Raw genomic sequence first — 14,507 nt, forward strand, 5'->3', positions numbered from 1 at the left:
TGCCACCGGCAGTTGTTCCGTGGCAAAAACACAAAGGTAACGTCGTTTCACTGCTTTTAGTGTAGCCAGGTACCCACTCCCTTCCGGTGGCAAATCCGGAACGATTGTCGGCGTTCTTTTAATAAAAGACACAGGATCACGGCGATGAAAACACGAAAAATTGGACTGGCTAACTACCTGGCCTACGGCGCGGGCGATTTTCTCGGCGCCGGCACGACAGCGCTAACTGCCGCATGGCTACTCTACTTTTACACGACCTTCTGCGGACTGACCCCGATTGAGGCCACGCTTATTTTTGCTGCTGCCCGCGTGCTGGATGCGGTGGTGAGCCCGCTGATGGGCTTTCTCACCGATAACTTCGGCACCACCTGGCTCGGAAAGCGCTTCGGCCGCAGAAAATTCTTTATTCTGCTCGGTATTCCGTGCGTATTCAGCTATTCAGCGATGTGGGTCGGCGAGATGGGCTTCTGGTACTACCTCGTCACCTATCTGCTGTTTGATATGGTTTACACCATGATTCTGGTGCCCTACGAAACGTTGGTGCCAGAGATGACTGATGACTTTAAACAGAAAACCAAATTTTCTGGCGCGCGCATCTCGATGGCGCAAATGTCGGCGATTTTAGCCTCCTTTCTGCCGGGGATCCTCCTCACCTGGCTCGGGAAAGACAATGCCAGCTCATTCTTTTATGCCAGTCTGGTGTTCTCGGTCCTGTGCGCGGTGATGCTGACCTTCGTCTGGTGCTTCACGTGGGAACGGCCGCGTGAGGCGTGGTCAGAGGCGGCGCTGCGGGCGGAAGCGGAAAAACAAAACTTAACCCTCGCTCAGAGCCTCAATCGCCTGGTGATTGAGCTAAGCTCCACGCTGCGGATAAAAATTTTCCGCCAGCACCTCGGCATGTATCTGGGGGGCTATATCGCCCAGGACGTCTTCAATGCCGTGTTTACCTATTACGTGGTTTTTGTCCTGATGCAGGAAGCCTCTGTCGCCTCGAATCTGCTCGGGACGATGGCCATCTTCCAGTTTATTGCGGTGATCGCCATGATCCCGTTGTGCATTCGCTTTGGCCCCGCGCCGTCCTACCGCATGGTGGTGGTCCTGTTTGGCCTGAGCTCGCTCTCGTATGCGCTGCTCTATTACGCCGGACTGAGCGACGTCTATTCCTTACTGCTGCTCATCTCTGCTGTCGCCGGTCTGGGACGCGGCGGGATTAACTACGTACCGTGGAATACCTACACCTATATTGCCGACGTCGACGAGGCGATCACCGGCCAGCGCCGCGAAGGAATTTTTGCCGGCATCATGACGCTGACCCGCAAAGCCTCGCAGGCGGGGGCGGTCATGCTGGTGGGTATCATCATGCAGCTGTCAGGGTTTGTCTCCGGGCAAAAAATACAACCGCCAGGCGTGAGCCATACCATTTTACTGATCCTCAGCGTCGGCACCCTGGTGGTGTTAGCCTGCGGCTTCCTCGTCTCGCTACGCTTCAAGCTCAACCTGCACACCCACAGCATCCTGCGCAGTGAAACCCTCAGAATGCGCGATCTCGGCTGTGCCCAGCCGGAACAGACCATTGCAGAACACCGCGCGGTGGTCGAGATGCTGGCGGGGATGCCTTACGACTGCCTGTGGGGCAATAACAATATTGGCTATCTGAATCGTCATAAACCTGCTGCCCCGGGGCTCACCCAGGGCGGCGCTTTGAATTCGACATACACCCGAGGTTAACAACATGAAAGTTTGGCCAGTCAAACATAGCCCATTACTGTGTCAGCCTGAGCGTTTTATCGCCCGCAGCGAACTGCAGGCACTGATCCGCAACGTGACGCAAAACCTGGTGAACATTAAGGATGAGAGCGGGCAATTTTTACTGCGCCTCGATGACGGGCGCGTGATCGATACCAAAGGCTGGGCCGGCTGGGAGTGGACCCACGGCGTTGGGCTGTACGGCATCTATCAGTATTATCAGCAAACCGGCGATATCGAGATGCGCGATATCATCGACCGCTGGTTTGCCGACCGCTTCGCCGAGGGGGCAACGACCAAAAACGTCAATACGATGGCCCCGTTCCTGACCCTGGCATACCGCTTTGAAGAGACTGGCCGGATGGCGTATCTGCCGTGGCTGGAGAGCTGGGCGGAGTGGGCGATGTACGAGATGCCGCGCACCGAACAGGGCGGCATGCAGCACATGACCCTGGCGGAGGAGAACCATCAGCAAATGTGGGATGACACGCTGATGATGACCGTGTTGCCGTTAGCCAAAATTGGCAAGCTGCTTCACCGCCCACAGTATGTGGAGGAGGCGACCTACCAGTTCCTGCTCCATGTGCAGAACCTGATGGACCGGGAGACCGGGCTGTGGTTTCACGGCTGGAACTATGAGGGACGGCACAACTTTGCCCGGGCGCGCTGGGCGCGGGGCAACAGCTGGCTCACCATGGTGATCCCGGATTTTCTGGAGCTGGTGGATCTCCCCGAGGGGAACGCGGTACGGCGTTATCTGATGACGGTACTCGACGCACAGATTGCCGCCTTAGCAAAATGCCAGGACGACAGCGGCCTGTGGCATACCCTGCTGGACGATCCGCACTCTTATCTTGAGGCCTCCGCGACCGCCGGCTTTGCCTACGGCATTCTCAAAGCGGTGCGCAAGCGTTACGTCGGGCAGCACTATGCCGGGGTGGCTGAAAAAGCGATTCGCGGGATTGTGCAGAATATTTCGCCGCAGGGGGAGCTGCTGCAGACCTCGTTTGGCACCGGAATGGGGGCAGACCTTGATTTTTATCGCCAGATCCCGCTTACCTCGATGCCCTATGGCCAGGCGATGGCGATCCTTTGTCTGACGGAGTATCTGCGCAAGTATTTCTGAGCAGGGGGCCCCGCTGACGGGGCGCTGAATAAAACTAACCCGGCTTTCGCCGGGTTGTTTGTTACATACGCTCTACGGTTTCGATACCCAGGGTATCGAGACCCAGCTTGAGGGTTTTCGCCGTCAACAGCGCCAGCTTCAGGCGGCTGTTGCGGGTCTCTTCGCTTTCCGCGCTGAGGATCGGGCAATGCTCGTAGAAGCCGGAGAATAGCCCCGCCAGATCGTACAGGTAGGCGCACATCACGTGCGGCGTCCCTTCGCGAGCGACCACGGAGAGGGTCTCTTCAAACTGCAGCAGGCGCGCGGCCAGCTGGGCTTCGCGATCTTCGGCGATGACCACCGGCGCATCGATCATCGCGTTTTCGTCGATGCCGGCTTTGCGGAACACGGAGAGCACGCGGGTATAGGCATACTGCATATACGGCGCGGTGTTGCCTTCGAACGCCAGCATATTATCCCAGTCAAAAACGTAATCGGTGGTGCGGTTTTTCGACAGATCGGCATATTTCACCGCGCCGATACCGACCACTTTCGCCAGATTTTCCAGCTCGTCAGCCGACATGTCCGGGTTCTTCTCCGCTACCAGGCGACGGGCGCGCTCCAGCGCTTCGTCCAGCAGATCGGCCAGCTTCACGGTACCGCCGGCGCGGGTTTTAAACGGCTTGCCGTCTTTCCCCAGCATCATACCGAACATATGGTGCTCCAGCGGCACAGAGTCCGGCACGTAGCCTGCTTTACGCACGATGGTCCACGCCTGCATCAGGTGCTGGTGCTGACGAGAATCGATGTAATAGAGCACGCGGTCGGCGTGCAGCGTTTCATAGCGATACTTCGCGCAGGCGATATCGGTGGTGGTGTAAAGGTAGCCGCCATCTTTTTTCTGGATGATGACGCCCATCGGTTCGCCTTCCTTGTTTTTGTACTCATCAAGGAACACCACGGTGGCGCCTTCGCTCTCGACGGCCAGCCCTTTGGCTTTCAGATCGGCGACGATCCCCGGCAGCATCGGGTTGTACAGGCTCTCACCCATTACGTCATCGCGGGTCAGCGTCACATTCAGGCGATCGTAGGTGATCTGGTTTTGCGACATGGTGATGTCGACCAGCTTACGCCACATCTGCAGGAAGTACTGATCGCCGCCCTGCAGTTTAACCACGTAGCTACGTGCGCGCTCGGCAAAGGCTTCGTCTTCATCGTAGTGCTTTTTCGCTTCGCGATAGAAACCTTCGAGGTCGGCCAGGGCCATCTCACCGGCGTTTTCCTGCTGCTGTTTTTCCAGATACGCGATCAGCATACCGAACTGGGTGCCCCAGTCGCCGACGTGGTTGGCGCGGATCACCTTATGACCCAGGAACTCCAGGGTACGGACTGAAGCATCGCCAATGATGGTCGAACGCAGATGGCCAACGTGCATCTCTTTCGCTACGTTGGGTGCCGAGTAGTCGACGACGATAGTCTGCGCCTGCGGTTTCGTGACGCCCAGGCGCTCAGACTGCAGCGCGCGGTTGACGTTGTCCGCCAGAAAAGCAGGATCGAGGAAAATATTGATAAAGCCCGGCCCGGCGATTTCAACCTTGTTGGCAATGCCGTTGAGGTCAAGATGAGACAGTACCTGCTCTGCAAGTTGTCGCGGCGCCATGCCCAGTTTTTTGGCGACAGCCATCACGCCGTTGGCCTGATAGTCACCGAACTGAACTTTTGCTGACTGGCGGACCTGAGGTTCGCAATCGGCAGGCGCGCCTGCCGCGATCAGGGCCTGGCTGACTTTTTCTGAGAGAAGAGCCTGAATATTCACCGGAATACCTTACGTGTAATGCGCCTGCCCCCGAGGGAGGCAGCGCCATAATGTGGACAAATTAGGGCGGGAGTATACTGCATTTGTCCCCGTCCGTCAGCATTGCGCGCGGCGCGGCGGCGTGCGCAATCCATCGCCGTTCAGTTGCCCATCAGCAGGGCGGCGGTTGGTCCGCAGACCGAAACACGGTAAATTACCTTTTCATTACTGACGAGCATCATTGACGAGCAAACCCATGGCAAACTGGCAGCAAATTGAACAACTGGCCGATATTACGGCGGATCTCCCGCGATTTTCCGATGCGCTTCAGCGCTTCACTGCGCGACTGGGACTGGAGATCGCCGGGCTCGACGCCGACCATATCTCCCTGCGCTGTCATCAGAATACCACTGCGGAACGCTGGCGCCGCGGTCTGGAACAGTGCGGAACCCTGCTGTCGGAGAATATGATTAACGGCCGGCCCATTTGCCTGTTCAAGCTGGCGGAGCCGGTCTGCGTGGCGCACTGGCGCTTCCATATCATTGAGCTGCCGTGGCCGGGTGAAAAGCGTTATCCCCATGAAGGCTGGGAGCATATTGAAATTGTCCTGCCTGGCGATCCGGCAACCTTAAATGCCCGCGCGCTGGCGCTGCTGGCCGATGATGGACTCAGCCAGCCGGGGATCGTCGTCAAAACCAGCTCGCCGAAAGGGCAGCATGAGCGTCTGCCGAATCCCACCCTGGCGGTGACCGACGGCAGCGTGACGGTGAAATTTCATCCGTGGTCGATTGAACAAATCGTCGCCAGCGAGCAAGCTGATACGTAACAGTGTGAAGCCGCGCGGCGTCTGCCGCGTGAAATCATGACATGCTGCAAAGGTTGTCTGGATCAGGGAGAGAGGAATGGCGGTACTGGAAGTGTGTTGCTACAGCATGGCGTGCGCTCGGGAGGCTGAGCGCTGCGGCGCCGATCGTATTGAACTCTGCGCCGCGCCGCAGGAAGGGGGATTAACACCCTCTTATGGGGTGCTGGTCTCGGTCCGCGAGGCGATTACCCTCCCGGTGCATCCGATCGTTCGCCCGCGCGGCGGCGATTTCTGCTACACCGAAGAGGAGTTCGCCGCGATGCTTAGCGATATCCGCATGGTGCGGGAGCTCGGCTTTCCCGGGGTGGTGACCGGCGTACTGAATGCCGATGGCCAGGTCGATATCCCGCGGATGAAAAAAATAATGGCCGCGGCCGGGCCGCTGGCGGTGACCTTTCATCGCGCGTTCGATCTGTGTGCCGACCCGCGTCAGGCCTGGAAGACGCTGGGTGAGCTGGGGGTTAAACGTATCCTGACTTCCGGTCAGCAATCCTCGGCGGAGAAAGGTATTTCATTAATTACGGAACTTATTGCCGCAGGGGATACTCCAATCATTATGGCCGGTGCGGGAGTGCGCGCCGCGAACCTGCCGCTGTTGCTGCAGGCGGGGGTGAAAGAGGTTCATAGCTCTGCAGGCCAGTGGTTGCCATCGGAGATGCGCTTTCGTCATCCAGGCGTTTCGATGTCAGCCGATCCCGATGCGGACGAATACAGGCGCTACGCCGTCAATGGCGAAGCGGTGGCGGAGATGAAAGGGATTATCTCCGCCTGGAGAAGTTAAACGGTTTTTTGCTGCACATCATGTCGCCCAATATGATGATTGCCCGTACCAGGCCCCTGCCCATTAAACAGGGGCCTTTTTTTATCTCGCTTTTTTTGCCAGCGACTGCTGCGTTTCCGGTTTGGTGGCGATAATCACCGCGCGCAGCGGAGCCGGATACCCCTCCACGGTTTTGCGCTGATCCTGCGGGTCGAGGAAATCGGCCAGCGATTCACTGGTCATCCATTCGGTGCGCCGCTGCTCATCGGTCGAGGTGACGCAGGCATCGACGATGCGCACATCGATAAACCCGCACTTCTCCAGCCACATTTTCAGGGCCGCCGCCGAGGGAATAAAATAGACGTTGCGCATCTGCGCATAGCGGTCGCCCGGAACCAGCACCGTATTTTCATCCCCTTCGACCACCAGCGTCTCCAGCACCAGCTCGCCTCCCGGCGCCAGCTGATCTTTCAGCTGCCACAGATGGTCCAGCGGCGAGCGGCGATGGTAGAGCACGCCCATCGAGAACACGGTGTCGAAGGCCTCCAGCGCCGGCAGCTGCTCGATGCCCAGCGGCAGGAGATGCGCCCGCTGGTCGTTGCCGAGCAGCTTACGCACCGCTTCAAACTGGCACAGGAACAGCTGGGTGGGATCGATGCCGACCGCCAGATGCGCGCCGGCGCCGATCATTCGCCACATGTGATAGCCGCTGCCGCAGCCCACGTCGAGGATAGTCCGCCCGGTAAGATCGGACAGGTGCGGCAGGACGCGCTCCCATTTCCAGTCGGAACGCCATTCGGTATCGATATTAATGCCGTACAGCGAATAAGGCCCTTTGCGCCACGGCATCAGGTTTTTAAGCAGGTTTTCTACCCGCAGCTGATGACCTTCGCTGAGCGGCGTTTCGCTCTCGGCGGTGACGCTGTGCAGGAGATCCAGACGCCACGGCGTTAATTCCGGAAGAAACTCAACGGCGCGCTCCCATTCGCGAAACTTGCCGTGCAGGGCCTCGCGCTGCCAGGCGGCTACCTGAGCTGGCAAGGTTTCCAGCCAGTGAGATAGCGGGCTTTTGGCGATCAGCTGATAGAAATTACTGAAGTCGATCATGCCTGCTCCCCGGATTTTACTGCCACCAGCGAGCCAAAGTTAAAGCACTGGAACCACAGTTCGGCATGTTCAAACCCAGCCTGACGCAGGCGGGCTTTATGGGTTTCCACGGAGTCCGTCAGCATCACATTTTCCAGCATGCTGCGTTTCTGGCTGATCTCCAGCTCGCTGTAGCCGTTCGCGCGTTTAAAATCATGATGCATATTGAACAGCAGCTCGCCGACGTGGGCGTCTTCGAAGCTGAATTTCTCCGAGAGCACCAGCGCGCCGCCCGGATTAAGCCCCTGATAGACTTTATTGAGGATCGCCTGGCGATCGCCCGGCTCAAGGAACTGAATGGTAAAGTTCAGGATCACCAGCGAGGCGTTTTCAATGGCCACATCGCGGATATCCCCTTCAATGACCTCGACCGGCGTCGGCGCTTTATAGGCGTCAATATGGCGACGGCAGCGCTCTACCATCGCGGGAGAGTTGTCGATGGCGATAATGCGACAGCCCGGATGACTAATATTGCGGCGCACAGAGAGGGTGGCGGCGCCCAGCGAACAGCCAAGATCGTAAACCTGGGTGTTGGGCTGAACGAAGCGCTCGGCCAGCATGCCGATCATCGAGATGATATTGGAATAGCCGGGCACAGAGCGCTGGATCATATCCGGGAAGACTTCAGCAACCCGTTCATCAAAGGTCCAGTCGCCGAGGCTGGCAATCGGCGCGGAAAAAAGCGTATCGCGGTGAGACATAACGTTAAACCCGAAAAAACGAAAACGGCGTATTGTGCGCTAACGGAGGGAGAAAACCAACTCCCAGGGCATATACCAGAGGTTGGCCAGCACCATCAGCAACAAGGCGCACCAGGTGGCGCTCATGCCGGAGCGGCGCCAGTGGTAGACGCGGTGATGAAAACCCCAGGAGTGCATCAGTCGCCCGACAATCAATAAAATGCCGCAAACGTGCACCATCCAGGTCTGGGCGCCGTTCATCTCCATAAATAACAGCAAAATGAGGCCAATCGGCACATATTCGACGGCATTACCGTGAACGCGGATGGCGACCTGTAGCTCGCTAAAGCCGCCGTCACCGTAGCCTACATGGTATTGGGTGCGTAACCGCACCACGTCGAACGAGAACTTCACTAACAATAACGCACCTAAAACGGCATACAGCGCGCTGACCATACGAAAACTCCCTTTAACTCTGGCAGATGGCTCCGATTATGATAGCAGGATATCAGAAAAGGGAGGATTGCTGCGGAATCGACGGCGCATTTCCTGCCGCCGGCAGGGCGGTGCGCAGATCGCTCCACAGCGTATCGACCAGCGTCGGCGCGTAAGCAATGTCTGGGGTATGCAGGAACAGCCACGGGGTGCCAGACTGATGCCACTTCGGCAGGGTCTGCAGCCAGACGCGAAACAGTTCCCGGTTGTGGGCCATGTCGTCACCGCCGATAAAGCGTACCATCGGCTGCCGGGCGGTCATCACCGCATGTACCGGCACTTTGGGTTTCTTTTTCTGCGCGTCGATCATCGCCGGACTGGTGGCCGCAGCGCTGTGGACCGGGCGGCTATCGAGGATCACGCGGTTAACGTTGCGCTCGTGCAGCCCGCGGTTGAGCTGCTGTTCCGCTTCGCCTTTGGCGAAGAATTCGGGGTGACGAACCTCGACGCCGTAGGTGAAATCCTTCGGCAGCCCGTCGAGAAAATGCCATAGCGCGGGGAGATCGCGAGGACCGAAGGTCGCCGGCAGCTGCAGCCAGTACTGGCCGATGCGCGAGGCCAGCGGCGCCAGGCGGGCAAAAAATTCACTGCTTAAATCGTCGCAATGACGCAGGGCGGCCTGGTGCGAGATGGTGGCCGGGAATTTAAAGCAGAAGCGGAAGTCATCATGGGTTTGTTCATACCAGCGGGTGACTATCTCCGGCTTCGGCAGCGCATACAGGGTAGTGTTGCCCTCCACGCAGTTAAAGTGGCGGGCGTACTCTTCAAGGCTGGTGATGCCAAGGCGCACCCATTTCGGGTGCGACCACTGGGGAAGCCCAATATAAATCATAGCGCGGCGAGGATCTCCTCGGTGCTGCGCACCCGACCGATGCGCGGGAAAATATGCGTCATGCTGCCCTGATGCTGCTCGGCGGAGGCGGCGCTGCAGGCATCTTCGGCGATGACCAGGTTAAAACCCAGCTCCCAGGCGTTGCGGGCGGTGGATTCGACGCCGATGTTGGTGGAGATACCGCAGAGAATAATGGTGTCGATACCGCGGCGGCGCAGCTGAAGCTCAAGGTCGGTGCCATAGAACGCGCCCCACTGGCGTTTGGTCACTTCGATATCGCTCTCCTGCTTACCCAGCGTGGCCGGGTAGGTCCACCAGTTTTCAGGCAGCGTATGCGCCCCGGCCTGAGCGTCGACAGGCTGTTTCAGCGCTTCGGCGAAATCGGCCGACCAGCCGACGCGGACCATGATGACCGGTGAACCCTGTTGTCGACACTTGTCTGCCAGGCGAGCGGCGCGCGCCACCACCTCGTCAGCCCGATGTGGTCCGCCGGCGAAAGGCAGAATGCCTTCCTGCAGATCGATCACCACCAGCGCCGTTTTTTTTGCATTGAGTTCTAACATGGTATCCCCGTATCTTCTTCTGTTGTCAGGCGGCTACAATACCTGCGCGGCTTCAGCAAAAGGGTAACAAATATTGTTAATTTATGTGAGTGTAGACGTTAAGCGCGCAGCAAAGCAGCGTACATCGTGCGTCGGACTTATCGAACGACAGAATTTCCAGTATAATAGCCGCCTTTTTTCATTCAGTTGTGACATCAGCTAAAGCTGCGACCTCGTCGCCTGCAGGGCAGACGACAATCCGCCGACGGCTAAGTTAAGGGATATCTCATGCGTACAGAATATTGCGGACAGCTTCGACAGTCCCACGTTGGGCAGCAGGTGACTCTGTGTGGTTGGGTCAACCGCCGTCGCGATCTCGGTAGCCTCATTTTTATCGATATGCGCGACCGCGAAGGCATCGTTCAGGTGTTTTTCGACCCGGATCGTGCGGATGCGTTGAAATTAGCCTCTGAACTGCGTAATGAGTTCTGCATTCAGGTCACTGGCACCGTCCGCGCGCGTGAAGAGAAAAACATCAACGCGGACATGGCCACCGGCGCCATCGAAGTGCTGGCCTCCGATCTGACGATTATTAACCGTTCAGAATCGCTGCCGCTGGACTCCAATCACGTCAACACCGAAGAAGCTCGTCTGAAATACCGCTACCTCGACCTGCGTCGTCCGGAAATGGCGCAGCGTCTGAAAACCCGCGCGAAAATCACCAGCTTTGTGCGCCGCTTTATGGACGACCATGGCTTCCTCGACATCGAAACTCCGATGCTGACCAAAGCCACCCCGGAAGGCGCTCGCGATTACCTCGTGCCTTCCCGCGTGCATAAAGGCAAATTCTACGCGCTGCCGCAGTCTCCGCAGCTGTTCAAACAGCTGCTGATGATGTCCGGGTTCGATCGCTATTATCAGATCGTTAAATGTTTCCGCGATGAAGACCTGCGTGCCGACCGTCAGCCTGAATTTACCCAGATCGATGTGGAAACCTCCTTTATGACCGCGCCGCAGGTGCGTGAGATCATGGAAGCAATGGTGCGTCAGCTGTGGCTGGAAATTAAAGGCGTCGACCTGGGTGATTTCCCGATCATGACCTTCGCCGAAGCCGAACGTCGTTATGGCTCCGATAAACCGGATCTGCGTAACCCGATGGAGCTGGTGGACGTCGCCGACCTGCTGAAGTCCGTGGAATTCGCGGTCTTTGCCGGCCCGGCCAACGATCCGAAAGGGCGCGTGGCGGCGCTGCGCGTCCCGGGCGGTGCCTCTCTGACCCGCAAGCTGATTGACGAATACGGCAACTTTGTGAAGATCTACGGCGCGAAGGGACTGGCCTATATTAAAGTGACCGAGCGTGCGAAAGGCATGGACGGGATCAACAGCCCGGTGGCGAAATTCCTCACCGCTGAGATCGTGGAAGCGATCCTCGAACGCACCGGCGCGCAGGACGGCGATATGATCTTCTTCGGCGCCGACAACAAGAAAGTGGTGGCGGACGCGCTGGGCGCGCTGCGTCTGAAGCTCGGTAAAGACCTGAGCCTGACTGACGAGAGCAAATGGGCGCCGCTGTGGGTGATCGACTTCCCGATGTTCGAAGACGACGGCGAAGGCGGCCTGACGGCGATGCACCATCCGTTCACTTCGCCAAAAGATATGACCGCGAACGAGCTGAAAGCTGCGCCGGAAGAGGCCGTAGCGAACGCCTATGATATGGTCATTAACGGTTATGAAGTCGGCGGCGGTTCTGTTCGTATTCACCGTGGCGACATGCAGCAGACCGTATTTGGTATTCTGGGCATTAATGAACAAGAGCAGCGTGAAAAATTCGGCTTCCTGCTGGATGCGCTGAAATACGGTACGCCGCCGCACGCGGGTCTGGCGTTCGGTCTTGACCGTCTGACCATGCTGCTGACCGGTACCGATAACATCCGCGACGTTATCGCCTTCCCGAAAACCACCGCCGCGGCCTGTCTGATGACCGAAGCGCCAAGCTTCGCCAATCCGGCTGCGCTCGGTGAACTGGGTATTCAGGTTGTGGAGAAAGAGGCGAAAGCGTCTCTGGAGAACAAGTAATATGTCATTTAAGCTGCCCGTTTCGGTGCTGGTGGTGATTTACGCCGAAGATACGAAACGGGTGCTGATGTTACAGCGGCGCGACGATCCCGCGTTCTGGCAGTCGGTGACCGGCAGCCTGGAAGCAGGAGAGACCGCGCTGCAGGCCGCCGCGCGTGAAGTAAAGGAAGAGGTCGCCATTGATGTTGCCTGCGAGCAACTGACCTTAATTGACTGTCAGCGCACGGTGGAATTCGAGATATTTTCTCATTTGCGTCATCGCTATGCGCCGGGTGTAGAGCGCAATACAGAATTCTGGTTCTGTCTTGCGCTGCCTCATGAGCGGGAGATTACCTTCACCGAACATCTGGCCTACCGCTGGGTCAGCGCGACGGAAGCCGCTGCGCTGACCAAGTCGTGGAGCAACCGGCAGGCGATTGAAGAATTTGTAATTAACGCCGCCTGAAAGGGCGCGCTTTTTGGAGAGTTTTTTATGGCAGGTCATAGTAAATGGGCCAACACCAAACACCGCAAAGCGGCACAGGATGCTAAACGCGGTAAAATCTTTACGAAAATCATTCGCGAGCTGGTGACTGCGGCGCGTCTGGGCGGCGGCGATCCGGCTTCCAACCCGCGCCTGCGTGCGGCCGTTGATAAAGCGCTGTCAAACAACATGACGCGCGACACCCTGAACCGCGCCATCGCGCGCGGCGTCGGCGGTGATGAAGACGCGAACATGGAAACCATCATTTACGAAGGCTATGGCCCTGGCGGTACCGCGGTAATGGTGGAATGTCTGTCCGACAACCGTAACCGTACCGTTGCGGAAGTGCGTCACGCTTTCACCAAAACCGGTGGTAACCTCGGTACCGACGGCTCCGTGTCCTACCTGTTCAGCAAGAAAGGCGTCATCTCCTTCGAGAAAGGCGATGAAGACACCATTATGGAAGCGGCGCTGGAAGCTGGCGCAGAAGACGTGGTGACCTATGACGACGGCGCCATCGACGTCTACACCGCGTGGGAAGAGATGGGTGCTGTGCGCGACGCGCTGGAAGCCGCTGGCCTGAAAGCCGACGCTGCCGAAGTCTCGATGATCCCGTCCACCAAAGCGGATATGGATGCCGAGACGGCGCCGAAGCTGCTGCGTCTGATCGATATGCTGGAAGACTGCGACGACGTGCAGGAAGTGTACCATAACGGCGAGATCTCCGACGAGGTCGCGGCCACCCTGTGATGCAGTCGCATCCACGGTTAACCGGAGGCGCGTGATGGCTATTATTCTCGGCATTGACCCGGGGTCGCGCGTCACCGGTTATGGCGTGATCCGCCAGGTTGGACGGCAGTTGAGCTACCTTGGCAGCGGATGCATCCGCACCAAAGTGGACGATCTGCCGTCGCGGCTGAAGCTGATCTACGCCGGGGTGACGGAAATCATCACCCAGTTTCAGCCCGACTATTTCGCCATTGAGCAGGTCTTTATGGCGAAGAACGCCGATTCGGCGTTAAAGCTTGGGCAGGCGCGCGGAGTGGCGATCGTTGCAGCGACCAATCAGTCGCTGCCGGTGTTTGAATACGCCGCCCGTCAGGTCAAGCAGACCGTTGTCGGGATCGGCAGTGCCGAAAAGAGCCAGGTTCAGCACATGGTGCGCACCTTGCTCAAACTGCCTGCCAATCCGCAAGCGGATGCGGCGGATGCGCTGGCGATTGCCATCACCCATTGCCATATCAGCCAGAATGTTGCTCAGGTCAGCGAGACCCGGCTCAATCTGGCGCGAGGGCGCTTACGATAATCGCAAATCAGGCTGGATATCTATCCAGCCTTTTTTTATGATACCGCCAGATACTTAGACCATAACGCAGGAGCCCCACGTGATAGGCAGACTCAGAGGCATCATTCTCGAAAAACAACCCCCGCTGGTGTTGCTGGAAACGGCGGGCGTCGGCTATGAAGTGCATATGCCAATGACCTGCTTCTATGAGCTGCCGGAGGCCGGTCAGGAGGCGATAGTCTTTACCCACTTTGTGGTGCGTGAAGATGCCCAGCTGCTGTATGGTTTTAACAACAAACAGGAACGTACGCTGTTTAAAGAGCTGATTAAAACCAACGGCGTGGGGCCAAAGCTGGCGCTGGCGATCCTCTCCGGCATGTCGGCGCAGCAGTTCGTCAATGCCGTTGAGCGGGAAGAAGTCGCCTCGCTGGTGAAGCTGCCGGGGATTGGCAAAAAAACCGCAGAACGCCTGATCGTCGAGATGAAAGACCGTTTCAAAGGGCTGCACGGCGACCTGTTCACTCCGGCGGCCGATCTGGTGCTGACCTCGCCGGCAGGCCCGACGGCAGATGATGCCGAACAGGAAGCGGTTGCCGCGCTGGTCGCGCTGGGCTATAAACCGCAGGAGGCCAGCCGGATGGTAAGCAAGATTGCCCGTCCGGACGCCAACAGTGAAACGCTAATCCGCGAAGCGCTGCGCGCCGCGTTGTGAGGTAA

The 14,507-nt window shown here is 58.1% G+C and carries 15 protein-coding genes; 9 read left to right on the forward strand and 6 right to left on the reverse strand.

The features are described 5' to 3' along the window. Positions 1–144 precede the first annotated feature (144 nt). Together AC3EMD_RS09115 and bglB are read left to right on the forward strand one after the other, a co-directional pair. A complete protein-coding gene (locus AC3EMD_RS09115) occupies positions 145–1,728 on the forward strand; it encodes an MFS transporter (RefSeq protein WP_012541243.1) in 1,584 nt (527 codons plus the stop codon). 4 nt (positions 1,729–1,732) lie between these two features. Then, on the forward strand, positions 1,733–2,872 hold the full coding sequence (gene bglB, locus AC3EMD_RS09120) for a beta-galactosidase BglB (protein WP_012967675.1): 1,140 nt from the start codon (positions 1,733–1,735) through the stop codon (positions 2,870–2,872). 61 nt (positions 2,873–2,933) lie between these two features. Here bglB and argS read toward each other — a convergent pair whose 3' ends face one another. Further along, positions 2,934–4,667, reverse strand: coding sequence for an arginine--tRNA ligase (gene argS / locus AC3EMD_RS09125; protein ID WP_023297883.1), 1,734 nt, complete (start codon positions 4,665–4,667; stop codon positions 2,934–2,936). Between the two features lie 235 nt (positions 4,668–4,902). Here argS and AC3EMD_RS09130 point away from each other — a divergent pair, with 235 nt between their 5' ends. After that, on the forward strand, positions 4,903–5,472 hold the full coding sequence (locus AC3EMD_RS09130) for a VOC family protein (protein WP_008804239.1): 570 nt from the start codon (positions 4,903–4,905) through the stop codon (positions 5,470–5,472). A 76-nt stretch (positions 5,473–5,548) separates the two neighbouring features. Further along, positions 5,549–6,292 carry a copper homeostasis protein CutC gene (gene cutC, locus AC3EMD_RS09135; protein ID WP_063105811.1) on the forward strand — a complete coding sequence of 248 codons (744 nt, stop codon included), beginning with the start codon at positions 5,549–5,551 and terminating at the stop codon, positions 6,290–6,292. A gap of 81 nt (positions 6,293–6,373) precedes the next feature. On the opposite strand, the gene cmoB is transcribed toward cutC, so the two are convergent. From cmoB to AC3EMD_RS09160, 5 genes are read right to left on the reverse strand one after another with little or no spacing between them, the layout of a single operon-like run. Further along, a complete protein-coding gene (cmoB, locus tag AC3EMD_RS09140) occupies positions 6,374–7,378 on the reverse strand; it encodes a tRNA 5-methoxyuridine(34)/uridine 5-oxyacetic acid(34) synthase CmoB (protein WP_008804241.1) in 1,005 nt (334 codons plus the stop codon). Continuing rightward, a complete protein-coding gene (gene cmoA, locus AC3EMD_RS09145; RefSeq protein WP_008804242.1) occupies positions 7,375–8,118 on the reverse strand; it encodes a carboxy-S-adenosyl-L-methionine synthase CmoA in 744 nt (247 codons plus the stop codon). Before cmoA ends, cmoB begins: the two co-directional genes overlap by 4 nt. 39 nt (positions 8,119–8,157) lie before the next feature. After that, positions 8,158–8,553 (reverse strand): MAPEG family protein, encoded by a 396-nt coding sequence (locus AC3EMD_RS09150; protein ID WP_008804243.1) that lies wholly within the window; start codon positions 8,551–8,553, stop codon positions 8,158–8,160. 52 nt (positions 8,554–8,605) lie between these two features. Continuing rightward, on the reverse strand, positions 8,606–9,424 hold the full coding sequence (locus AC3EMD_RS09155) for a DUF72 domain-containing protein (protein WP_012967677.1): 819 nt from the start codon (positions 9,422–9,424) through the stop codon (positions 8,606–8,608). After that, the gene (locus AC3EMD_RS09160; RefSeq protein ID WP_008804245.1) at positions 9,421–9,987 is read right to left on the reverse strand and encodes a hydrolase; all 567 of its coding nucleotides are present in this window, start codon (positions 9,985–9,987) and stop codon (positions 9,421–9,423) included. The genes AC3EMD_RS09155 and AC3EMD_RS09160 overlap by 4 nt, the downstream gene beginning before the upstream one ends. Before the next feature lie 267 nt (positions 9,988–10,254). Between AC3EMD_RS09160 and aspS the strand changes: the two genes are divergently transcribed. The 5 genes from aspS to ruvA all read left to right on the forward strand — a co-directional run bounded on the left by aspS (position 10,255) and on the right by ruvA (position 14,502). After that, complete coding sequence (gene aspS / locus AC3EMD_RS09165; protein WP_008804246.1) at positions 10,255–12,042, forward strand: aspartate--tRNA ligase; 1,788 nt, start codon at positions 10,255–10,257, stop codon at positions 12,040–12,042. Position 12,043: 1 nt separating this feature from the next. Then, complete coding sequence (nudB, locus tag AC3EMD_RS09170; RefSeq protein ID WP_002911477.1) at positions 12,044–12,487, forward strand: dihydroneopterin triphosphate diphosphatase; 444 nt, start codon at positions 12,044–12,046, stop codon at positions 12,485–12,487. A 27-nt stretch (positions 12,488–12,514) separates the two neighbouring features. Next, positions 12,515–13,255, forward strand: a complete 741-nt coding sequence (locus AC3EMD_RS09175) for a YebC/PmpR family DNA-binding transcriptional regulator (protein ID WP_002911459.1) — start codon at positions 12,515–12,517, stop codon at positions 13,253–13,255. Positions 13,256–13,289: 34 nt separating this feature from the next. Beyond that, entirely contained in the window at positions 13,290–13,811 is a 522-nt protein-coding gene (gene ruvC, locus AC3EMD_RS09180) for a crossover junction endodeoxyribonuclease RuvC (protein ID WP_008804247.1), read from the forward strand. Between the two features lie 79 nt (positions 13,812–13,890). Continuing rightward, positions 13,891–14,502, forward strand: coding sequence for a Holliday junction branch migration protein RuvA (ruvA, locus tag AC3EMD_RS09185; RefSeq protein ID WP_002911454.1), 612 nt, complete (start codon positions 13,891–13,893; stop codon positions 14,500–14,502). Positions 14,503–14,507: the final 5 nt, after the last annotated feature.

The sequence above is a fragment of the Klebsiella sp. PK18 genome (assembly GCF_057784655.1).

What these genes read in the sequence shown, in the direction of transcription:
- AC3EMD_RS09150 (WP_008804243.1), bottom strand. Translation starts at nt 8,553, where the DNA reads ATGGTCAGCGCGCTGTATGCCGTTTTAGGTGCGTTATTGTTAGTGAAG.
- AC3EMD_RS09130 (WP_008804239.1), top strand. Translation starts at nt 4,903, where the DNA reads ATGGCAAACTGGCAGCAAATTGAACAACTGGCCGATATTACGGCGGAT.
- AC3EMD_RS09175 (WP_002911459.1), top strand. Translation starts at nt 12,515, where the DNA reads ATGGCAGGTCATAGTAAATGGGCCAACACCAAACACCGCAAAGCGGCA.
- nudB (WP_002911477.1), top strand. Translation starts at nt 12,044, where the DNA reads ATGTCATTTAAGCTGCCCGTTTCGGTGCTGGTGGTGATTTACGCCGAA.
- ruvC (WP_008804247.1), top strand. Translation starts at nt 13,290, where the DNA reads ATGGCTATTATTCTCGGCATTGACCCGGGGTCGCGCGTCACCGGTTAT.
- AC3EMD_RS09155 (WP_012967677.1), bottom strand. Translation starts at nt 9,424, where the DNA reads ATGATTTATATTGGGCTTCCCCAGTGGTCGCACCCGAAATGGGTGCGC.
- cutC (WP_063105811.1), top strand. Translation starts at nt 5,549, where the DNA reads ATGGCGGTACTGGAAGTGTGTTGCTACAGCATGGCGTGCGCTCGGGAG.
- cmoA (WP_008804242.1), bottom strand. Translation starts at nt 8,118, where the DNA reads ATGTCTCACCGCGATACGCTTTTTTCCGCGCCGATTGCCAGCCTCGGC.
- AC3EMD_RS09115 (WP_012541243.1), top strand. Translation starts at nt 145, where the DNA reads ATGAAAACACGAAAAATTGGACTGGCTAACTACCTGGCCTACGGCGCG.
- aspS (WP_008804246.1), top strand. Translation starts at nt 10,255, where the DNA reads ATGCGTACAGAATATTGCGGACAGCTTCGACAGTCCCACGTTGGGCAG.
- bglB (WP_012967675.1), top strand. Translation starts at nt 1,733, where the DNA reads ATGAAAGTTTGGCCAGTCAAACATAGCCCATTACTGTGTCAGCCTGAG.
- AC3EMD_RS09160 (WP_008804245.1), bottom strand. Translation starts at nt 9,987, where the DNA reads ATGTTAGAACTCAATGCAAAAAAAACGGCGCTGGTGGTGATCGATCTG.
- cmoB (WP_008804241.1), bottom strand. Translation starts at nt 7,378, where the DNA reads ATGATCGACTTCAGTAATTTCTATCAGCTGATCGCCAAAAGCCCGCTA.